Origin of the sequence: Archangium violaceum Cb vi76, assembly GCF_000733295.1 — a bacterium.
Classification (GTDB): domain Bacteria; phylum Myxococcota; class Myxococcia; order Myxococcales; family Myxococcaceae; genus Archangium; species Archangium violaceum.
In genome coordinates, this window is sequence record NZ_JPMI01000154.1 from 26,488 (window position 1) to 45,699 (window position 19,212).

Annotated in this window: 22 protein-coding genes; 17 read left to right on the plus strand and 5 right to left on the minus strand. The window is 70.3% G+C overall.

What is annotated here, in order from left to right:
* Positions 1-2: 2 nt before the first annotated feature.
* Together Q664_RS22540 and Q664_RS22545 are read right to left on the minus strand one after the other, a co-directional pair.
* Positions 3-755 (minus strand): Mut7-C RNAse domain-containing protein, encoded by a 753-nt coding sequence (locus Q664_RS22540; RefSeq protein ID WP_043399218.1) that lies wholly within the window; start codon positions 753-755, stop codon positions 3-5.
* On the minus strand, positions 752-1,105 hold the full coding sequence (locus Q664_RS22545) for a hypothetical protein (RefSeq protein WP_235216829.1): 354 nt from the start codon (positions 1,103-1,105) through the stop codon (positions 752-754). The genes Q664_RS22540 and Q664_RS22545 overlap by 4 nt, the downstream gene beginning before the upstream one ends.
* Before the next feature lie 134 nt (positions 1,106-1,239).
* Between Q664_RS22545 and lspA (Q664_RS22550) the strand changes: the two genes are divergently transcribed.
* The 10 genes from lspA (Q664_RS22550) (at position 1,240) to Q664_RS22595 (ending at position 8,444) form a co-directional block, all read left to right on the plus strand.
* A complete protein-coding gene (lspA, locus tag Q664_RS22550; protein ID WP_043399220.1) occupies positions 1,240-1,857 on the plus strand; it encodes a signal peptidase II in 618 nt (205 codons plus the stop codon).
* A 9-nt stretch (positions 1,858-1,866) separates the two neighbouring features.
* Entirely contained in the window at positions 1,867-2,496 is a 630-nt protein-coding gene (lspA, locus tag Q664_RS22555; protein WP_043399223.1) for a signal peptidase II, read from the plus strand.
* Positions 2,497-2,607: 111 nt separating this feature from the next.
* A complete protein-coding gene (locus Q664_RS22560) occupies positions 2,608-3,924 on the plus strand; it encodes a prolipoprotein diacylglyceryl transferase (protein ID WP_043399226.1) in 1,317 nt (438 codons plus the stop codon).
* Positions 3,925-3,965: 41 nt separating this feature from the next.
* Positions 3,966-5,090 (plus strand): MXAN_5187 C-terminal domain-containing protein, encoded by a 1,125-nt coding sequence (locus Q664_RS22565; protein ID WP_235216830.1) that lies wholly within the window; start codon positions 3,966-3,968, stop codon positions 5,088-5,090.
* Positions 5,091-5,101: 11 nt separating this feature from the next.
* Positions 5,102-5,611, plus strand: coding sequence for a KdsC family phosphatase (locus tag Q664_RS22570; RefSeq protein ID WP_043399229.1), 510 nt, complete (start codon positions 5,102-5,104; stop codon positions 5,609-5,611).
* A gap of 172 nt (positions 5,612-5,783) precedes the next feature.
* A complete protein-coding gene (locus Q664_RS22575) occupies positions 5,784-6,152 on the plus strand; it encodes a hypothetical protein (RefSeq protein WP_043399231.1) in 369 nt (122 codons plus the stop codon).
* Between the two features lie 92 nt (positions 6,153-6,244).
* Complete coding sequence (locus tag Q664_RS22580; RefSeq protein WP_235216831.1) at positions 6,245-6,502, plus strand: hypothetical protein; 258 nt, start codon at positions 6,245-6,247, stop codon at positions 6,500-6,502.
* Complete coding sequence (locus tag Q664_RS22585; RefSeq protein ID WP_235216832.1) at positions 6,502-7,545, plus strand: tetratricopeptide repeat protein; 1,044 nt, start codon at positions 6,502-6,504, stop codon at positions 7,543-7,545. The genes Q664_RS22580 and Q664_RS22585 overlap by 1 nt, the downstream gene beginning before the upstream one ends.
* A 12-nt stretch (positions 7,546-7,557) precedes the next feature.
* Positions 7,558-8,067, plus strand: a complete 510-nt coding sequence (locus Q664_RS22590) for a MarR family winged helix-turn-helix transcriptional regulator (RefSeq protein WP_043399233.1) — start codon at positions 7,558-7,560, stop codon at positions 8,065-8,067.
* A gap of 38 nt (positions 8,068-8,105) precedes the next feature.
* On the plus strand, positions 8,106-8,444 hold the full coding sequence (locus Q664_RS22595; protein ID WP_052518512.1) for an antibiotic biosynthesis monooxygenase family protein: 339 nt from the start codon (positions 8,106-8,108) through the stop codon (positions 8,442-8,444).
* On the opposite strand, the gene Q664_RS22600 is transcribed toward Q664_RS22595, so the two are convergent.
* The 3 genes from Q664_RS22600 to Q664_RS22610 form a co-directional block, all read right to left on the minus strand.
* The gene (locus Q664_RS22600; protein ID WP_043399235.1) at positions 8,441-9,370 is read right to left on the minus strand and encodes a DUF6929 family protein; all 930 of its coding nucleotides are present in this window, start codon (positions 9,368-9,370) and stop codon (positions 8,441-8,443) included. The two genes, Q664_RS22595 and Q664_RS22600, sit on opposite strands and share 4 nt — an antisense overlap.
* A gap of 148 nt (positions 9,371-9,518) precedes the next feature.
* Entirely contained in the window at positions 9,519-10,592 is a 1,074-nt protein-coding gene (locus tag Q664_RS22605; RefSeq protein ID WP_052518513.1) for a HEAT repeat domain-containing protein, read from the minus strand.
* Positions 10,593-10,595: 3 nt separating this feature from the next.
* A complete protein-coding gene (locus Q664_RS22610) occupies positions 10,596-11,639 on the minus strand; it encodes a HEAT repeat domain-containing protein (protein WP_052518514.1) in 1,044 nt (347 codons plus the stop codon).
* Between the two features lie 221 nt (positions 11,640-11,860).
* Between Q664_RS22610 and hemL the strand changes: the two genes are divergently transcribed.
* From hemL to Q664_RS22645, 7 genes are all read left to right on the plus strand, one after another.
* Complete coding sequence (gene hemL, locus Q664_RS22615; protein ID WP_043399238.1) at positions 11,861-13,156, plus strand: glutamate-1-semialdehyde 2,1-aminomutase; 1,296 nt, start codon at positions 11,861-11,863, stop codon at positions 13,154-13,156.
* Entirely contained in the window at positions 13,140-14,534 is a 1,395-nt protein-coding gene (locus Q664_RS22620; protein ID WP_235216833.1) for a serine/threonine protein kinase, read from the plus strand. The genes hemL and Q664_RS22620 overlap by 17 nt, the downstream gene beginning before the upstream one ends.
* Positions 14,535-14,728: 194 nt before the next feature.
* Complete coding sequence (locus tag Q664_RS22625) at positions 14,729-15,601, plus strand: STAS domain-containing protein (RefSeq protein WP_043399241.1); 873 nt, start codon at positions 14,729-14,731, stop codon at positions 15,599-15,601.
* Between the two features lie 13 nt (positions 15,602-15,614).
* The gene (locus Q664_RS22630) at positions 15,615-16,016 is read left to right on the plus strand and encodes an STAS domain-containing protein (RefSeq protein ID WP_043399244.1); all 402 of its coding nucleotides are present in this window, start codon (positions 15,615-15,617) and stop codon (positions 16,014-16,016) included.
* Positions 16,017-16,020: 4 nt separating this feature from the next.
* The gene (locus Q664_RS22635) at positions 16,021-16,401 is read left to right on the plus strand and encodes an anti-sigma regulatory factor (RefSeq protein WP_200883749.1); all 381 of its coding nucleotides are present in this window, start codon (positions 16,021-16,023) and stop codon (positions 16,399-16,401) included.
* Positions 16,392-17,405: an ATP-binding SpoIIE family protein phosphatase gene (locus tag Q664_RS22640; protein ID WP_043399250.1), complete on the plus strand. Its 1,014-nt coding sequence runs from the start codon at positions 16,392-16,394 to the stop codon at positions 17,403-17,405. The genes Q664_RS22635 and Q664_RS22640 overlap by 10 nt, the downstream gene beginning before the upstream one ends.
* Positions 17,402-19,186 carry an ATP-binding protein gene (locus Q664_RS22645; protein WP_052518515.1) on the plus strand — a complete coding sequence of 595 codons (1,785 nt, stop codon included), beginning with the start codon at positions 17,402-17,404 and terminating at the stop codon, positions 19,184-19,186. Before Q664_RS22640 ends, Q664_RS22645 begins: the two co-directional genes overlap by 4 nt.
* Positions 19,187-19,212 lie beyond the last annotated feature (26 nt).

Genomic DNA, 19,212 nt, shown 5'->3' on the forward strand with positions numbered 1-19,212 from the left:
GTCTACGGCTGTTGCTCCAGCTCGCGCAGCTTGTCGATGATGACCTGCATGCGGTCGTGGTGCGAGCCCGCCCAGAACACCCGCTTGCACTCGGGGCACTGCTGGAAGCGGGTGAACGTGGCGTGCACGTTCTCGGGCACGCGGCCCCGCACCTCCTCGGGCGAGGCCCCCGAGAGCACGCCATTGCACGGGATGCACCGCGAGAAGGGGCGCATGTGCGCGGTGAGCTGGAAGCGCCGCACCACCTCCACCAACTGCTGCGAGGGGTCCGTCTCGCGGGGGAAGTACCCGTGGATGACCTCGGAGCGCTTGAGCACGCCGAGGTCCCGCGTGAGCAGGATGCGCCGCTCCTCGCGTGACTGCCGGGCGAGCACGTCATCCGCGTAGTCGTTGCGCCACAGCGTGTCGAAGCCGAGCATGCGCAGCAGGCCCGCGAGCCGGCCGAGCCCCACGTCCAGCAGGAAGCGCGGCTCGGGCAGGGCAGGGGGCCCCACGCGCACCAGCGGTGTCACGTCGATGGAGGTGAAGGCGGGGTAGACGGCCAGCCGCTGCCCGTCCCCCACGCGGTGGGAGAAGTCCACCGCCTCTCCATCCACCAGCACCACGTCCACCTCGGGGTGGGGCGGGCCGAGCGACTCGATCAGGTCCTTCACCGCGGGCGTGCCCTGCACGGTGTGGACGAACTCCACCCCGCGCCGCTCGGGTGCGAGGAAATCGTTGAGCGCGCCGTGGAAGCGGACCTGGAGCCGCGTCATGGGCCGGCGGGCGGGTCGGCCGGGTTGGGACCCTTGTTGCGCAGGCGCCGGATGAGCCTGTCGAGCAGCGGCGTGAGCGCGAACGTGGCGGCGAAGCGCGGAATCTTGATGACCTGGCAGGCGAGGTACGCCCCGGTGAAGGTGCTCGCGGCGCCCACGGCGCCCTTCACCTGGAAGCCCGCGTCGATGAGCAGCATGAAGCCCGCCAGGCACAGGCCGAAGATGGCGTAGTGCACCACCAGGGCCAGCGGACCGTAGCGGACGATGAAGGCCTGCAGGCGCTCCATCAGCTTCGGCTTCGCCGGGGCCACGGCCGGGGCGTTGGGAGTCTCGTTCGGATTCGGCGTCACGGGTGGCTGAACAGTCTCCATCATCCCCACCATGCCCCACTTCGAGGCTTCCAGCGAGTCAACCCGACGCCTGCCCGGCTGCTTTCCCACTCCGGTTGTCAGGCCCCCAGCACCAGGGTAGACCTGAGGGTCTCATGATGCAGCGCTTTCGTGTCCTCATCCTCGTGGGCCTCGCCACCCTCGCCGCCGACCAGGTGACCAAATACCTGGCCGTGGCCCACCTCACGGAGGCGCTCGATGGGCGCACCGGCTTCTCCCGGGTGACGGGCTTCGTCTCCGAGCAGAACCTGGACAACAGCCCGCCGGTGGAGGGCAAGTACCGGCGCCTGACGCCCTACCGCTTCATCGAGAACTACTGGCACTTCCGCTACGTGGAGAACCCGGGTGCCGCCTGGGGCCTCTTCGGCAACCTGCCCGACTCCGTGCGCCGGCCCTTCTTCCACCTCGTCAGCCTGGTGGCGCTCGGCTTCATCGGCTTCATGTACGTGCGGCTCACCCCGGACCAGCGGCGGGTGCGCTGGGCGCTCGCGCTCGTGGCGGGTGGCGCGCTGGGCAACTTCGTGGACCGGCTCCTGCGCGGCTACGTCATCGACTTCATCGACTGGCACTGGCGCAACCAGCCGGGCATGCGCTGGCCCACCTTCAACGTGGCCGATGCCGCCATCTGCGTCGGTGTGGGTCTGCTCCTGCTGGACTCCTTCCTGGAGCGCAAGCCCGTGGAAACCGTGACGCCCGGGGGGCAGGTGGTATAAACACCTCTCGTGCCTCGCAAATACATCCTCCTGCTGGCGGTGGCGCTCGGCGTCATCGTCCTCGACCAGTGGACGAAGTACCTCGTCGTCCGCGAGCTGACCACGCGCTTCGATGACCGGCCCACGCTGGGCGAGCGGCTGTCGGCGATGTACGGCGAGCCCCCTCCCCAGGGCTTCGATGGGCTGCACTACCGCTCCAAGCGGTACATCGAGGTCTCCGATTCCTTCTTCCGCCTGCGCTACGCGGAGAACCCGGGCGCGGCCTGGGGCCTGTTCCGCACCCTTCCGCCCGCCACGCGCGGCCTGCTCTTCCACGTGGTGAGCATCGGCGCGGTGGTGCTCATCACCTGGTACTTCAGCAAGCTGAGCGGGAAGGACCCCCAGGAGCGCTGGGCCCTGTGGGGCCTGCCCCTGGTGCTGGGCGGCGCCATCGGCAACTACATCGACCGCATCGCCCGGGCCTTCGTCATCGATTTCCTCGAGGCCCATTGGTACGACAAGGCCGCCTGGCCGTCCTTCAACGTGGCGGACTCGGCCATCGTCGTGGGCGTGGGGCTGCTCATGGTGGACGCCTTCGTGCGCAAGGAGACGCCCGACGACAAGGAAACGCCCAAGCAGGACAAGTCGGCCACCGCCTGACGGCGGGCCGCTCCCCCTGCGGGCGGTCCCGAGCGAGGGCCGCCACTTCCCACCTCCGCGGCGCCGTGAACGGGTAACCTGCGCGGCCTCGCGTCTCCGAGGCTCCTGCCCATGCTTCCCGTTCTCGTCCACTTCACCTTCACCTCCCTCTGGTCCCAGCTCGTCCTGTACGCCCTGGCGCTCGGCGTCGTGGGCTACATCGCCTACAACGGCTGGAGCGGCGCCGTGGGCACTCCCAAGGCCCCCGGGGCGAAGCCCGAGGCCCCCACCTCCAGCGACCGGATGCAGCGCGCGCTCGGTTACGGGGCCTTCGCCGCGCTCCTGGCGTGGTTCGGCCTGCGCTATGCGCTGCCCGCGTCCGCCATCCCCGGTGGCAAGGGCGAGGGCATCCCCATCCACACCTATGGCGTGCTGCTGGCCACGGGCTTCATGACGGCCCTGACGGTGGCGGCGCGGCTGGCGCGCGAGGAGTGGCGCAAGCCCACGTGGGTGCCGGACGCCCAGGGCGGCGGTCAGTGGGTGGACACCGAGGGCCCTCGCAAGCAGGAGGCGATGATGGACTTCGGCTTCTACGCGCTGGTGGGCGGCCTGGTGGGCAGCCGCGTCCTCTTCATCCTCGTCAACTGGAAGGACTACGCGCGCGACTGGACGCAGGTGTTCTCCCTGGGCGGCGGGCTCGTGTTCTACGGCGGCCTCATCGGCGCCGCCCTGGCCTCGCTGCTCTTCGCGAAGCAGCACCACATGGAGTTCATGCGGCTGGCGGACCTGGCCATCCCCACCGTGTCGCTGGGCCAGTGCCTGGGCCGGCTCGGGTGCTTCTCCGCCGGCTGCTGCTGGGGGGACGTCACCGCGGCCGGCACGCGCTTCGCCGTCCACTTCCCCGGCTCGGGGCTGGCCAAGGACCTCTTCGGGCGGCTCGGGGGCACCTCCAGCCTCGCCTTCCAGTCGCAGGCGCAGGACTCGCGTTACGTGGTGGAGGCCACCGGGGAAATCCTGCATCACATGGCTCCCGGCGCCGTGCGCATCTCCGACTGGGTGGCGCAGCACGGCACCACGCTGCCCATCTACCCCACGCAGATCTTCGAGTCCGTGGGCCAGCTCGTCCTCTTCCTGGCGCTGCTCTTCGCGCGGCGCTACCGGCGCTTCCACGGCCAGATTTTCGCCATGTGGCTGATGTGCTACGCGGTGCTGCGCACCTCGGTGGAGCTGTTCCGCGGCGACACCGAGCGCGGCACCCTGCACGGCCTGCTCGAGTCCCTGGGCGCCTCTCGGCTGGCCGACTCGGTGCCCCTGGAGGCCTGGTACAACATCTCCACCAGCCAGTTCATCTCCCTGTGCATGTTCACCTTCGGTGCGACTTTGCTGTACCGGCGGATCCGCCGGGCAGGCGAGGCGGCTGGCGTCGGCCCGACACCGAGCCCTGCCTGAGGTTGATCCCCGGGCGCGTCTTGAGGACACTCTAGGAACCCATGGCGTACGAGTCCTCGAAGTCGTCCACGAAGAACCAGGCCTTGAAGGCCGGAACCTCGGCGAAGTCGTCCGCCAAGCTGGCCGCGGCCAGTGGCGACACCAAGTCCGGGATGCCCACGATGTCGGGCAGTGAGGTGGCGTTCCAGGAGTGTGACGCCATCGAGGCCGACATCGCCGCCCTCAAGGTGGCCTACGAGTTCTACTTCATGGGGAACGAGCGCCTGCCGCCGACGCGGGCGTACGAGGACCTCAAGAAGCGGCTGGAGCGGCTGAAGACGAGCTTCATCCGCAACACCGCGGCGAAGTTCCGCGTGCAGGCCATCGCCACCAAGTTCGCCACGTACGAGCGGCTCTGGCAGCGCACGCTGCAGGAAATCGAGAACGGCACCTACAAGCGGGACGTGGCCAAGGCGAAGCGCCGCTCGGTGAAGCAGACCGGCTCCGACAGGCCGAAGACCCTGGGGCCCATCGAGCTGCCGGACGAGGATTTCGAGGTCGAGGAGGTGAAGCCCTCGAAGGTGCCCTCCGTGGCGCCGCTCGTCCCGCCCGTGGAACCGGTGCCCTTCCGGGGTGGCGCGCCGTCCGTGGCTCCGTTGGTGCCGTCCGTGGCGCCGCTGGTGCCGTCCGTGGCACCCGTGGCGGGGACGCCGGCGCGGGGCACCGCGGTTCCGTCCATTCCCTCCGTGGCGCCGGTGGCGCCGCGCGTGGCCCCGTTGGTGCCGCCCGTGGCGCCCGCCGTGCCGCGCGTGGCTCCCGCCGTGCCGTCCGTTGCTCCGGCGGTGCCGCCGGTCGCGCCCGCCGTGCCGCGCGTGGCTCCCGCCGTGCCTCCGGTCGCGCCCGCGGCGGCCCGTCCTCCCGCCGCCAGGCCCGCCGCGGCGGCGCGTCCTCCCGTGGCGGCCGGCGGTGGAGGGCTCTCCGAGGACAAGCTCAAGTCCGTCTATGACGCCTACGTCACCGCCAAGCGTCAGAACAAGGAGGACACCTCCAAGATGAGCTACGACTCCGTCGCCGCCACGCTGCGCAAGCAGGTGCCCGAGCTGATGAAGCAGCACAACGCCAAGTCGGTGGAGTTCAAGGTCGTCATCAAGGACGGCAAGGCCGTCCTCAAGGCCGTTCCCAAGTAGGGCGAGCGCGGATGAACCAGAATCTCGAGTCGCTCAAGGAGCGGGTGAGCCGCCTGTCGGTGATGATCTTCGACATCGACGGCACGCTCACCGACGGACGCATCTTCTGGGTGCCCAACTCGGGCTGGACGCAGATGTACAGCGTGCGCGACGGCATGGGCATCAAGCGGCTGCAGGAGGCGGGGCTGGAGGTGGCGGCCATCTCCGGCGGCGACAGCCTGTCCGCGCAGATGCGGATGCAGTCGCTGGGCCTCAAGCACGTGCACTTCGGCAGCCAGGACAAGGTGGCCCACTTCGAGAAGCTGCTGGAGCTGTTGAAGGTGACAGCGGACCGGTGTGGGTACATGGGCGACGAGACGGTGGACCTGCCGCTGCTCAAGGCGGTGGGTTTCTCGGCGGCGCCGCCCGAGGCCCCGGACGAGGTGCGTTCGCAAGTGCACTATGTGGCGCAGCGGCCGGCGGGCTTCGGCGCGGCGCGCGAGGTGTGTGAGTTCATTCTTCGTCACCGGCAGGTGCCGTAGCGCCCTGGAGGACGGGGAAAGCGTCGGCTGCTGGAAGCCATTACACGCCGGGGAGATTCATCCGTCCTGGGGGGAGGTTGTCCCTGGGAGGGGGGCTCCCTAGTTTGCGCCACGCGAGAGGCCCAACCGGGTGCTCGCGGGATGACAAACGCACCGGACTTCGAGGTGGGCGATGGCGGGTCGGACACGGCGCTGGGGGCTCGGGTTGGCGGCGATGGCGCTGTGGCTGGCGAGCGGTTGCGTGGGGCCTCCCGAGGACGCGGAGGCGCGCCTGGCGCAGCTCGAGGCAGAGGACAAGCAGATGGACGCGGCGCTCGACGCCGTGGAGACGCGGCTGCTGGGCAATCAGTCCAAGCTGCACCTGTGGCAGGAGTTGGAGCGGCGGCACGAGCAGGTGTCGGCCATCCAGTGCCGCGTGGCGGATGAGCACCTGATGGCCATCGCCCGGCACTACGAGAAGCAGGAGGCCAAGGCGCGTCAGCTCAGCAAGCGCCGCCGCATGGCCGCCATGGACGCCGCGGTGATGACCGGGAGCCGTTGAGCGGCCACGCATTTCCGGGTAGCACGGAGGGCGGCCGGGCGGGCACCAGCTTCCGTGACGAGGGCGTTGAATCCGGGTAGAACTTCCGCCCTGTGAGAACCCGGATTGGAGCACTCGTCCTTGTTGTCGTGGCCGGGCTCGCCGGCTGCGGTATCCCTCCGCCCGAGGCGTGTGTCCAGGATCCGGAGCCGGTGTTGGATGCCCAGGGCGACGTCTACCGCTGCATCGCAGCGGAGGACTGTCCCCGCTCCTCCCGCATATCCCTGTGCGTCGACGACACCCGCGGCGATGTGGCCTGCATCCGCTGCCTCGAAACCCGGTGTGTCACCATTGCCCCGGAGACCTGCTGATGCGGCGTGTGATGCTCGCCCTCGCCCTCGCGCTTGCCCCGGCCTGCTCCCGGGATGGTGCCACCGATCACATGCAGCGCGCCCGCGACGCCATCTTCGAGAAGCGTCCCGAGGAGGCCCTCGTCGAGTACCGCAAGGCGCTCGACTCCCTGCGCATGGATGAGTCCGCCCCGGCCCAGGTGATCAAGGCCCGCGCCCTCAAGGGCGCCGCCGACGTCTACTGGCTCGAGCTGCGCAAGGTGAAGGAGGCCGTGAGCGTCTACAAGGAGCTCATCACCCAGTGCCCCGAGTCTCCCGAGGCCCTCGAGGGCCGCGTGGTGCTCGCCGAGCTGCTGCGCATGCACTTCCGCGACCTGCGCGGCGCCATCGATCAGCTCACCGCCGCCCTGGCCCGCAACCCGCCCCAGAGCGCCGAGCTGCACTACCAGGTGGCCAAGCTGTACTTCGAGCTGCAGGACTACCAGCAGTGCGTGCTCGAGTCGCGCAAGCTCGTCGAGCGCTTCGCCACCAGCGCCTTCGTGGACGATGCCATCTACCTGCAGGCCCAGGCGCTGCACATGCAGGCGCTCAAGGCCGAGCCCGGCTCGCCCGAGATTCCGCGCTTCCGCCAGGAGGCCTCGCGCACGTACGCGGACCTCATCACCCGCTTCCCGGACTCGGAGCTCACCCCCCACGCCGTCTTCGAGACGGGCAAGCTCAAGGCCGAGTCCGGTGACAACGAGAAGGCCATCGAGACGTGGGTGCAGGCCCTGAAGACCCACCCGGAGCCGGCCACGGTGCAGGACGCCATCGCCCGCGCCCGGCGCCGCATCGCCGCGACGACCCCGGAAGAGGTCGGCTCGCGCGCCTCCGCCTTCGCGCGTCCTCCCCCGCCCCCCCCCGCAACTCCATCGAGGCCGTGGGCGGCTCGGCCGAGGAAGCCAGGCGCGATCACGGCGACTGACGCGTGCCCTCCCTTCCTCCCTCCCTCTCCCCTGGGAGAGGGCCGGGGTGAGGGTCTGCCTACCCGCATTCCCATTGCGCCCGTGTGCCCAGGTCGTTAGGCTCCTAACGAGATGGCGCTCGAACTGAAGAACGTCCCGGAGCACGAGCTCCTCCATCAGGATGCGAGGCGCTACCCGGAGTCGGATGCGTCGGCCGTGGAGACGTGTCTGACGCTGCTGCGGATTTCGGATGACGTGGAGGCGGCCTATGGGGCGCACTTCGCGCGGCATGGGTTGTCGCAGGCGCGCTTCATCGTCCTCATGCAGTTGCAGCGAGAGGAAGAGGGCCTGCGTCCCGCCGAGCTGGCCGAGCGCACGGGCGTCACCCGCGCGACGATGACGGGACTGCTGGACGGGCTGGAGAAGGAGGGGCTCGTCCTGCGACGGGCGCACGCCGAGGATGGGCGCATGTCGGTGGTGCGCTTGTCGGCCAGGGGGCGCCAGCGGTTGGAGGGCATCCTCCCGGACCACTACCGCCGCACCGCCGCCCTGATGAGTGGCCTGTCCGCCGAGGAGCGCCAACAACTCAAGGCCCTGCTCACGAAGGTCGCCGCCGGCATCCCTCATGTCCGGGACCCCTGAGTCTCTTTTTTTGTCCAGGTAGTTAGGAGGCTAATCACATGGAAGCAGCCACGACGCGCATCGTTCCGGGCAGTGGGGTGTGCACCCTCATCAACGTCTTCACCGTGGCGCCCGAGCGGCAGGCGGAGCTGGTGAGGCTGTTGGAGGAGGCGACGGAGGAGGTGATGCGGCACCAGCCGGGGTTCATCTCGGCGAATCTCCACCGGAGCCTGGATGGCACCCGGGTGGCCAACTACGCGCAGTGGGCGAGCCGCGAGCACTTCGAGGCCATGCTGCGCGATCCGAAGGCCCAGGTGCACATGCGGGCCGCGGCGGCCCTGGTGGAGAAGTTCGAGCCGCACCTGTACGAGGTGGTCTCCACGCACGCGCGCGGCTAGGCGCGCACGCCCTCCAGTACCGTTTCGAAGAGAGGCGCGGCCTGGGTGGGGTCGTCCGCGTCTGCTACGAGCAGCAGGTGGATGCGGCCGCCCTCCACCCGCGCGTCCACGCCCTCCAGCTTCACCTTCGCGTCCACGCCGTCGAGGAACATCGGCGTGCCATCCGGCGCCAGCACGCCCACCGCCGAGCCCATCACCGCGCCATCCGCATAGGCGTCCCGCGTGTCCTCGGCGGCGGCGGTGAAGACGATGCGGCCGTCCGGCAGCGGCGCCGCGTCCGTGAAGGACAGGCGTACCGTGCCCGCCCGGCCCAGCTCCCAGCGGCGCACGATGCGCACCGCATCCGGCTCCAGCGGCGCGCCCGCCTCCAGTGCGCGCACCACCCGGCCCGTGTCCAGGTCCACCACCGCGTCCTTGCCCTCGTCTCCGTTGCCCCGGTTGAGCAGGCGCAGGCGCGCGCCCGACACCGCCGCTCCCTCCACGTTGAGCGGACCCAGCTCTCGCGCGAGCTGCGCGTACAGGTTGGTGAAGTCCACCTCGCGCACCGGGCCGCTCGTGCTGCCGTCCGCCGCCAGCGGTATCAGCGCTCCCTTCTGCCTCACCGCCGTGCTCCCCGAGGGCACCGCGAGCAGCGCTCCGTGTGGCGCGCCCGACAGGCCCTGCACGAGGCAGAGCGCCTCCATGTCGGGCTTGTGGGCCTTGCGGCTTTTGGGCTCCAGCGGCAGCTCGCCCGGCAACAGACGCTGGAACGCGCCCGGGGCCTCTCCTTCCAGCGGGAAGCTGGCCAGGAACAGCGAGTCGTCCGCGACGACGTGCAGCCACTGGCCCGCGCGCACCAGGCCACTCGCGGCCGAGACGTGGGCGTGGCCCCCGGCCGTCTCGGGAGCCTGCAGGGTCAGTTTCCGGCGCTGGGTCAGGCGGAGCATGCGGATCCTCGGGTGGTGTCCTCACCCTCACCCTAACCCTCTCCCAGGGGGAGAGGGGACTTCTCCGGAGCCGGGTTCACCCGAGGTGCGGATGATTGGCAACGAGCCCGAGTACGCCGGGTGAGCGGCTCGCGGCCTGGCACGGGGCTCAGCCCTTCTGGCCCCGGCCGTGCTCCAGCGCCTGCTTGTCGCGCAGCAGCAGGTTCCACGTCTGTGGCCGCGAGGCCAGCAGGTCGAGCCAGGTGTCGATCTCCCCGTCCATCGACGGGTCCACGCCCTCGAGCTTCTGAAGCACCGGCACCGCGCTCGACAGGCCCAGGTGCGCGATGCCCTCCAGGATGGCGCCGCGCACCTCGCGCGAGCTCTCCGTGGCGAAGCGCTCCGTCAGCGCCTTCATCGTCCGCTCGGCCTCGCCCACCCGCACCGTGCCCAGCGCCTTCGCCGCCGCGGCCCGCACCTCGGGATGCGCGGACTTCTCGAGCATCCGCCGCACGGAGTCCACCGCCGGTGCCCGCGCCGCCTCGAGGGAGGATGCGCCCAGGAGTGCCGCCGCCGTCTTCGGGTCGCTCGTCTCCGCCGCGAGCGCCACCGCCTGCTCCGCCACGCCCTGGATGCGCCCGAAGCCACGCGCGGCCTCGTTCGTCAGGTTGCCCACCACCGCCTCGCGCACCTCGGGCGCCGGGTCCTTCACCCACCGCCGATACGCCCGCCGCGTGGACTCCGCCCTGGCCAGCACCTCGCTCGCCGGCTCGTTCGAGGCCCTCAGCGCTCGCACCATCGCCGCCTTGCGCCCCGGGTCCGGCTCGCGCTCCGCCTCGTCCAGCACCCGCACCAGCACTGCCCTGTCGCCCGTCAGGTTGAAGCGCATCACCCACAGGGACGCCAGCGCCTCCAGCACCTCCGGGTCCTGCTCCGTCTCCACCTTCGTCCACAGCTGCTCGGGGGGCAGGTTCTCCAGGATGCCGCGCAGCTGCTCCATCACGTAGCGGCGCCACGCCGGCGAGTCCTTGCCCTGGCGGTACTCCTCCACCAGCGAGTCCAGCTCGCACGGCACCGGCCGCAGCATGTCCTGGGGCGGAGGACCCTTCGCCACGGGGGCCGATACCGGAGCCGGCGTCTCACGCGAGGGCTTCTCCCCTCCGCCCGCGAGCCACACCATCGAGCCCGCGAGCACGGCGATCAGCCCCGCGCCCACCCACGTCTTCTTCGCTCCCGTGCTCATCGCCTACCCCTCGCAGCGGTGGTGGTGGGCCTTGCTGGAGAACACCCGGTTGAAGTCGACGTGGCCCGCGTCATACAGCGCCTTGAAGTCGGCATGGTCCTGACGGAAGCGCGTGTCCTGCCGCGCGAAGTCCTTCAGCAGTGGCAGGGCCCGTGCCCCCGCGGCCCGCACCGCGTAGCGGACGATGGCCCAGCGCACGCACTCGTTCTTCTCCTGGGGGAACGACTGGCGGAAGGCCTCGAGCACCGCCTGCGTGTCACGCCCCGAGGACATCGCCAGCGCGGCCATCTCGCGCACGTCCGGGTCCGGGTCCTCGTGCTGGAGCTTCACCAGTGACTGGAGCAACGGTCCCTCGATGCGGGCGTCCGGGTACGTGCCCATCTCGATGGCCAGGCCGCGCACGCCGGGCTCGGTGGAGTCGAGCGCCACCTCCAGCAGCCTCTCCATGTACGGGTCGAAGCGGCCGGTGCGCTGGAAGTCGTTGTCCATCACCCGGCCGAGGGTACGCACCGTGTGCAGGGTCACGCCGGTGGTGAGCGTGTCCTTCCTGGCCAGCGTGGTGAGGCGCTCCAGCATGGCCGGCTCGAAGCGGTGCTGCGTCTCCAGGGCGAGGAGGGCGCTGGCCTGGTGGCCGGGGTCCGGGTGGCTCTCGGCCAGGGTGGCCAGCCTGTCCACCACCGCGGGCGAGCGCACCGCCTCCGTCTCCCGCACCGCGCGCAGGTAGAGCGACATCTCGGGCTCCGGCGTGGTGTCCGCCCACCCGACCACCTGGAGCGCCGCCCGGGGGTCCTTCCCGATGACCTCGGCGAGCCGCTGCTCCAGGAAGAGCAGCGCGCCCTGCTCATTCCGGGCGATGGCCTGCCGGATGGCGGCGCGCACGCCCTCGAGCCCGTGTGGGGCCTCGAGCTTCAGGTAGCCCGCGTAGCACGTGAGCCGGGGGAGGCGCGGCCCGGAGAGGGGCCGCTCGTCCACGGCCGGGGCCGGGGTGGTACCGAGCAGGGCGAGCAGTGCGCCCAGGCGCCAGCACCGGCGGTGGGTTGGGTCCATGCGAGAGGCCTTCAATCCGACTCCTGACTCCCGGGCATATGCATCCGGGCCCGAGACCATATAAAACCGCTGCCGGGGTTTTTTCTCCCACCCCAAAATAATTTGAAAAACCTGAATTCCATGGCGCCATGTGGGGGGGAATGCATGGCGGAAATCAAGCGGCGGACTGGCGGCGAAGGAGTGACGCCGGTGGTGCACAGGCCGCGTGTTATGGAGCCCTCATGAACCACTCGCAGAGCAAGGCCCTCTTCTCCCGAGCGCAGGAGCGCATCCCGGGCGGTGTGAACTCCCCGGTGCGTGCCTTCCGGGGTGTCGGCGGTGAGCCCGTCTTCTTCAAGGAAGGCGCGGGCGCGTGGCTGACGGACGTGGACGACAACCGGTACGTGGACCTGGTGGGCAGTTGGGGCCCGCTCATCCTGGGTCATGCCTATCCGCCCGTGCTGGCGGCCATCACCGAGGCGGCGCGGCGGGGCACCACCTTCGGGGCGCCTACGGACCTGGAGGTGCAGTTCGCCGAGCTCCTCTGCGCCACGGTGCCGAGCGTGGAGAAGGTGCGCCTGGTTTCCAGCGGCACGGAGGCCACGGTGGCGGCCATCCGGCTGGCGCGCGGCTACACGGGCCGCGACCACATCCTCAAGTTCGAGGGCTGCTTCCACGGCGCGGGTGACCCCTTCCTGGTGAAGGCGGGCAGCGGCGTGGAGACGCTGGGGCTGCCGGACTCGCCGGGCGTGCCCAAGGAGGTGGCGGCCCTCACGCTCACGGCGCCGTACAACGACCTGGGCGCGGTGGAGAAGCTCTTCTCCGAGCGGGCCAAGGACATCGCCTGCGCCATCATCGAGCCGGTGGTGGGCAACATGGGCGTGCTCATCCCCGAGGAGGGCTACCTGCAGGGCCTCCAGGCGCTGTGCCGCGCGCACGGCGTGCTCTTCATCCTGGACGAGGTGATGACGGGCTTCCGGCTGGCCCGCGGCGGCGCGCAGGAGGTGTACGGCCTGCGTCCGGACCTGAGCACCTTCGGCAAGGTGGTGGGCGGCGGCATGCCGCTGGCGGCCTACGGCGGCCGGCGCGACATCATGTCGAAGATTGCTCCCGAGGGCCCGGTGTACCAGTCGGGCACGCTGTCGGGGAACCCGGTGGCGGTGGCCGCGGGCATCGCGAGCCTCCAGGCGCTGCGCGCGCCGGGCGTCTACGAGCGCCTGGACTTCGTCGCCCGGGAAATCGAGGCCGGCCTGCGCGCCGAGGCGGAGGAGAGCAAGGTCCCCGTCACCATCAACCGCGTGGGCAGCATGTTCACCGTCTTCTTCACCGAGGGGCCGGTGTTCGACTACACGAGCGCGAAGAAGAGCGACGCGGCCCGCTACGGCCGCTTCTTCCACCTCATGCTGGAGGAGGGCGTGTACCTGCCGCCCAGCCAGTTCGAGGCGGCCTTCCTGTCGCTGGCCATCAACGAGCCCGAGGTGGCGCACATCCTCCGGGCCGCTCGCAAGGCGTTCCGCGCGCTTGGACAGGGCGCCTGAGACAGAGGCGGCCTCGAGTCCGGGGCCCATCCCCTTCGGTCCCTATACCCTGGTGCGGCGCATCGGGTATGGGGGCATGGGAGAGGTGTTCCTCGCGCGCGAGGAGCTTCAGGGCGAGTCGCCCGGCCGCGCCTGCGTGGTGAAGAAGGTGCTGCCGGGCCTGGCGGGCAACGCGAACTTCCTCGCCCGCTTCCGGGACGAGGCGCGCGTGGTGCTGCGTCTGTCCCACCCCAACATCGCCCGCGTGTGGGCCATGGGCGAGGTGTCCGGCGCCCTCTACCTCGCCATGGAGTACGTGGCGGGCAAGACGCTCAACCGGCTCGCCTGGCGCCTGCGCAACCGCGGGAAGTCCCTCTCCGTGGGGCTGGTGCTGCTCATCGGCGAGCGCATGTGCGAGGGGCTCGCGTACGCGCATGACGCCACGGACGAGCAGGGCCTGCCGCTGCACCTGGTGCACCGCGACCTCTCTCCCGCCAACGTGTGCATCTCCTACGCGGGCGAGGTGAAAATCATCGACTTCGGCGCGGCGCAGTCCACGCTGAAGCAGGCGCAGACGGCGCCGAGCGTGGTGATGGGCAGCATCTCGTACATGGCGCCGGAGCAGGCCCGTAAGCGGCGCGTGGACCGGCGGGCGGACGTGTACGCGACGGGCGTGGTGCTCTGGGAGCTGCTCGCCTGGCGCCCCCTGGCGCAGAAGGGGGATGTCACCGAGCGGTGGAAGCGCGCGGCCTACCCCCAGTGGGAGCCGCCGGGCCAGCACCGGCCCCTGCCGCCCGAGGTGGACGAGGTGGTGATGAAGGCGCTGGCCGTGGAGCCCGAGGCCCGCTTCCCGGATGCCGCGGCGTTCGGGGCCGCGCTGCGCCAGTTGCGCGAGAAGTACGCGCCCGGCGTGGGCGAGGCGGACCTGGCGCGGGTGATGGGCGAGGCCTTCGCCAAGGAGAAGGTGGTGGAGGACGGCGTGCTCGCGGAGCTGCTGCGGCGCGGGCCCCCGCCCCAGCGGCCCATTCCCGAGCGGGACATGCCCGCCTTCGCGCCGCCCACCGCGCTGGCCTTCGAGCACCGGGCCCTCGACGCTCCCGCCGGCTTCGTCCCCTCCGGCGAGGTGGTCGTCATCGATGAGTCCAGGCCCCAGGCGCGGCCGGAGGCCACCGGGGCTCCCCCTGTCCCGACGCCGCACTCGCGCGAGGTGCGTGTGGCCTTCGACGTGGAGCAGCCGGGGGAGGAGTCCGGGCTGGTGCGCGCCATTGAAGAAGGGGAAGAAGCCGAGGTTTCCTCCCCCACGGCAACGCCGCCGCCTTCCGCCCGGGGGTGGCTCGCCGTCGGGCTGTTCCTCGCCGCGCTCGCGGTGGGCTTCCTCCTGGTGTGGCTGCTGGGGTGAGCCCCAGGTTTTCTTCTCGCCTCCGTCAGCCCGGGACCTTCACTTCTCGTGCCAGGAACTCGTACGGGAATTCCACTCCCGCCCCGGGGGCTATCGAGGAGTGAACATTCGTCACAATCGTGTACCGGGGACGGATGGCGACCCGAGAGTGCTCGGGCCGCGTGTGGTAGAGGCCGGACCCCAGGAGGCGTTCGTTGACCACCCGAATCCACGCGATTCTCAAGAAATATCCGTCCGAGCTGCTCACAGAGTGGCTCAACGTCATGACGACTGGCGGGATGCGCCGTGACGCACTGATGAAGGAGGCCGAGCTGCGCGAGCAGTGCGCCGAGTTCCTCCGGCTGCTGACGCAGGCCACCGAGCAGGGCAACCTGACGGACATCACCGGCGCCTCCTTCACGCAGGCCCGGGAGATGCTGGAGCGGTTGTCGCGCTCGCGCAGCCTGCAGGGCTTCTCCCCCGCGGAGACGGCCACCTTCATCTTCAGCCTCAAACAGCCCCTGTTCGATCGGCTGCGGGGGGAGTACGCCAGCCAGCCGCAGGTGGTGGCCGAGGAGATGTGGACCGCCACGCTCCTGCTGGACAGGTTGGGCCTGTACACCACCGAGGTGCACCAGCGGGCGCGCGAGGAGGTCATCATGCGCCAGCAGCAGGAGATGCTGGAGCTGTCCACTCCCGTGGTGCAGTTGTGGGACCGCATCGTCTGCCTGCCGCTCATCGGCACGCTGGACAGCGGGCGCACCCAGACGGTGATGGAGACGCTGCTGCAGCGGATCGTCGAGACGGGGGCGGAGATCGCCATCATCGACATCACCGGCGTGCCCACCGTGGACACCCTCACCGCCCAGCACCTCATCAAGACGGTGACGGCCACCCGGCTGATGGGCGCCGAGTGCGTCATCAGCGGCATCCGTCCCCAGATTGCCCAGACCATCGTCCACCTGGGCGTGGACCTGGCCGGCGTGGTGACGAAGTCCAGCGTGGCCGGGGCCTTCAACTGGGCCCTCAAGCGTCTCAACCAAACCATCAGCGCCCAGCAGAGCCTGCGCGCATCGGGCAAGGCCTAGCTGGAGTCATCGCATGGAGCGCATTCCCATCCTCCGTATGGGCCGGGTCCTGCTGGTCACCATCCAGGTGGACATGCATGACCAGCTCGCGGTGACCCTGCAGGACGACCTGACCGCGAAAATCGTAGAGACCGGTGCGGGAGGCGTACTCATCGATATCTCCTCCCTGGAGGTGGTGGACTCCTTCATCGGACGCATCCTCGGCAACATCGCCACCATGTCGCGTGTTCTGGATGCACAGACGGTGGTGGTGGGCATGCAACCAGCCGTGGCCATCACCCTGGTGGAATTGGGCATGTCGTTGCCAGGCATCCGCACCGCACTCAACGTCGAGAAAGGCATGACGCTGCTACAGGCCTCCATGGACGCCGACGAGGTCGTGCTCGAGGTCGCGGATGCAAGTCTTGAGGACTGAGGTGATGCCCATCCGCTCGGCGCAGGACCTGGTGCTCGTGCGTCAGGCCGTGCGCACGTGGTCGGCCGAGCTGAAGTTCAGCCTCGTGGAGCAGACCAAGATGGTGACCGCCGCCAGTGAACTGGCGCGCAACACCCTGGACTACGGCAGGGGTGGACACGTCACCCTCGAGATGCTTCAGGAGGGCCTGCGCAAGGGGCTGCGGCTGTCCTTCGAGGACAAGGGGCCGGGTATTCCCGACATCGACCTGGCCTTGCGAGACGGGTACACCTCGGGTGGCGGCATGGGGCTCGGGCTGGGGGGCGCCCGGCGGCTCGTGAACGAGTTCGACATCGTCTCCAAGGTAGGGGAGGGAACGCGGGTCACGGTGACACGATGGAAGTGAGCTCCACGGCGATTCCGGTGACGGAGAGCAGTCAGGCGGGCCATGCGCGCCGGATGGCGGCGGCGCTGGCCGCCCGCCTGGGGTTCAGCGAGGAGGCCCAGGGCAAGGTGGCCATCGTGGTGAGCGAGGCGGCCAAGAACCTCGTCGCCCACGCGCGCGATGGTTTCATCCTCCTGCGCGCGCTCCATTCGGGCCCGAAGGTGGGGGTGGAGGTGCTCGCGCTGGACAGGGGGCCGGGCATCCTGGACGTGGAGCGCTGCCTGCGCGATGGCTTCTCCACCGCGGGCACCAGCGGCGTGGGACTCGGCGCCATGCGGCGGATGTCCACCCTCTTCGACATCCACTCCGTGCCGGGGGCGGGGACGGCGGTGGTGGCCCAGCTGTGGGCCGACCAGCCGCCTTCCGGCTCCCGGGTGGAGTTGGGGGTGGTGTGTGTGCCCATGCCGGGCGAGGAGGTATGCGGGGACTCCTGGGCGGTGGACACCAAGGCGGACCGCTGCGTCTTCCTCGTCGCGGATGGGCTCGGCCATGGGCCCGAGGCGGCCCGGGCTTCGCGCGCGGCGGTGGTGTCCTTCCTGGAGCAGGGTTCTCTCGGGCCGGTGGAGCTGCTGCGGGGTGCGCACCAGGAGCTGCGCAGCACCCGGGGCGCGGCGGTGTCCTTCGCCTCGCTGGACGGCGCGCGGCTGCACTACGCGGGGGTGGGCAACATCTCCGCGGCCGTGGTGTCGCCCGAGGGCGTCATCCAGCGGCTGGTCTCCATGAATGGCACCCTGGGGCACCAGGCGCCCCGCATGCAGCAGTTCAGCTACCCGTGGAGCGCCGGGGCCACCCTGGTCATGTGCTCGGACGGGCTGGCCTCTCAGTGGCGGTTGGACGCCTACCCCGGGCTGCTTGCTCGCCACCCCAGTCTGGTGGCCGGGGTGTTGTATCGGGACTTCGTCCGGGGCCGGGACGACGCAACGGTGCTCGTGGCACGCGAGCTGCCCCGCGGAGAATCACGGTGAGCTCCTCTCTCTTCCAGTCCGAGCTGCGCACCGGACAGGACGTGGTCAACACCCGCCAGCGGGGGCGCCACATCGCCCAGTCCCTGGGCTTCGACGGGCAGGATCAGGTGCGCATCGCCACCGCCATCTCCGAGGTGGCGCGGCTGGCCGCCACCCAGGCCAACGGCCACATCGAGTTCCTCCTGGAGGAGCGGCCCGTGCCTGCCCTGCTCGTGCGGGTGCGGGCCTCGGCCTTCAACGAGGGGCTCGTCGTGGGCAACACGCCGGAGACGCTCCGGCCGGGGCCCGCGCTCGCTCCGGCGCAGCGGCTGATGGACCGGGTGGTCCTGCGCAGGGAGGGCGATGGCTGGCTCCTGCTGGAGATGGCCCAGCGCCTCCCTCATCTCACTCCGCTGCCCCAGGCACTGGCCTCGCTGCGGGACGAGCTGGAACGGCAGCGGCGCTCCAACGCCGCGGACGAGCTGCAGAAGCAGAACGCGGACCTGCTGCGCATCCTCGACGAGCTGCAGGCGCGCAAGGCCGAGGTGGACCGGCTCAACCGCGAGCTGGAGGAGACCAACCGCGGCGTGGTGGCCCTCTACGCCGAGCTCGAGGAGAAGGCCGAGGCCCTGCGCCGTGCCTCGGACATGAAGACGCGCTTCATCTCCAATGTCAGCCACGAGCTGCGCACGCCCATCAGCTCCGTGCTCAACCTCTCGCGGCTGCTCCTGGACCGCATCGACGGGCCGCTCACCACCGAGCAGGAGAAGCAGGTCCTCTTCATCCGCAAGTCCGGCGAGGCCCTCCAGGAGCTCATCGACGATCTGCTGGACCTGGCCAAGATTGAATCCGGCCGCTCCGAGGTGCTGTGCACGCGCTTCTCCGTGGCGGAGCTGTTCGGCGCGCTGCGCGGGATGCTCCGGCCGCTGCGCGTGAACGAGGGCGTGCTGCTCGTCTTCGATGAGCCCGTGGGCCTGCCAGAGCTGCACACGGACGAGCGCAAGGTGTCCCAGATTCTTCGCAACCTCGTCTCCAACGCGCTCAAGTTCACCACCCGGGGCGAGGTGCGGGTCTCGGCGAAGCCGGGCCCCCGGGACACGGTGGTGTTCTCGGTGCGGGACAACGGCGTGGGCATCGCCCCCGAGGACCAGGAGCGCATCTTCGAGGAGTTCGTCCAGGTGGAGGGCCCCCACCAGCAAGGGGTCAAGGGCACGGGCCTCGGGCTGCCCCTGTCCCGGCGGCTGTCGGAGTTGCTGGGCGGCTCGCTCCTCGTGGAGAGCCAGCCGGGCCAGGGCAGCACCTTCCATGCGGCGGTGTCCCGCGACTACACCCAGCGTCCGGGGGCGGCGGGGGAAGAAGGCGGGGACCCCCAGGAGTTGGAGCGGGATGCGCCCCATACCCGGACCGTGCTCATCATCGACGACGACGAGGTCGCCCGCTATCTGCTCCAGCGGTTGTTGTCCGATGCCTCGCTCCAATTCCGCGAGGCCGCGACGGGTTTCGAGGGGCTGCGGCTGGCGCGTGAGGTGCGGCCCGCCGCCATCCTGTTGGACCTGTCGCTGCCCGGCATGGACGGTTTCGAGGTGCTGGAGGCGCTCCGGCGCGAGCCCTCCACCCGCGACATCCCCGTCATCATCCACACCAGCCGCTCGCTGACCGAGCAGGAGCGCGGGCGCCTCCTCGCTCATGCGGTGGGCATCCTCTCCAAGAGCGGGCTCACCCGGGATGTGGCGTTCGACCTCCTTCAGCGAGCACTCTCCGGCCCGGGCCAGACGCCTGGTGGCGGTGCCGCCCAGACCTGATCTCCGCCCACCGCGAGTCTTCTTGA

Coding starts and splice junctions, on each gene's coding strand:
- Q664_RS22540 (WP_043399218.1), bottom strand. CDS start 755: ATGACGCGGCTCCAGGTCCGCTTCCACGGCGCGCTCAACGATTTCCTC.
- lspA (WP_043399220.1), top strand. CDS start 1,240: ATGATGCAGCGCTTTCGTGTCCTCATCCTCGTGGGCCTCGCCACCCTC.
- Q664_RS22560 (WP_043399226.1), top strand. CDS start 2,608: ATGCTTCCCGTTCTCGTCCACTTCACCTTCACCTCCCTCTGGTCCCAG.
- Q664_RS22565 (WP_235216830.1), top strand. CDS start 3,966: ATGGCGTACGAGTCCTCGAAGTCGTCCACGAAGAACCAGGCCTTGAAG.
- Q664_RS22570 (WP_043399229.1), top strand. CDS start 5,102: ATGAACCAGAATCTCGAGTCGCTCAAGGAGCGGGTGAGCCGCCTGTCG.
- Q664_RS22575 (WP_043399231.1), top strand. CDS start 5,784: ATGGCGGGTCGGACACGGCGCTGGGGGCTCGGGTTGGCGGCGATGGCG.
- Q664_RS22585 (WP_235216832.1), top strand. CDS start 6,502: ATGCGGCGTGTGATGCTCGCCCTCGCCCTCGCGCTTGCCCCGGCCTGC.
- Q664_RS22590 (WP_043399233.1), top strand. CDS start 7,558: ATGGCGCTCGAACTGAAGAACGTCCCGGAGCACGAGCTCCTCCATCAG.
- Q664_RS22595 (WP_052518512.1), top strand. CDS start 8,106: ATGGAAGCAGCCACGACGCGCATCGTTCCGGGCAGTGGGGTGTGCACC.
- Q664_RS22600 (WP_043399235.1), bottom strand. CDS start 9,370: ATGCTCCGCCTGACCCAGCGCCGGAAACTGACCCTGCAGGCTCCCGAG.
- Q664_RS22605 (WP_052518513.1), bottom strand. CDS start 10,592: ATGAGCACGGGAGCGAAGAAGACGTGGGTGGGCGCGGGGCTGATCGCC.
- Q664_RS22610 (WP_052518514.1), bottom strand. CDS start 11,639: ATGGACCCAACCCACCGCCGGTGCTGGCGCCTGGGCGCACTGCTCGCC.
- hemL (WP_043399238.1), top strand. CDS start 11,861: ATGAACCACTCGCAGAGCAAGGCCCTCTTCTCCCGAGCGCAGGAGCGC.
- Q664_RS22630 (WP_043399244.1), top strand. CDS start 15,615: ATGGAGCGCATTCCCATCCTCCGTATGGGCCGGGTCCTGCTGGTCACC.
- Q664_RS22635 (WP_200883749.1), top strand. CDS start 16,021: ATGCCCATCCGCTCGGCGCAGGACCTGGTGCTCGTGCGTCAGGCCGTG.
- Q664_RS22640 (WP_043399250.1), top strand. CDS start 16,392: ATGGAAGTGAGCTCCACGGCGATTCCGGTGACGGAGAGCAGTCAGGCG.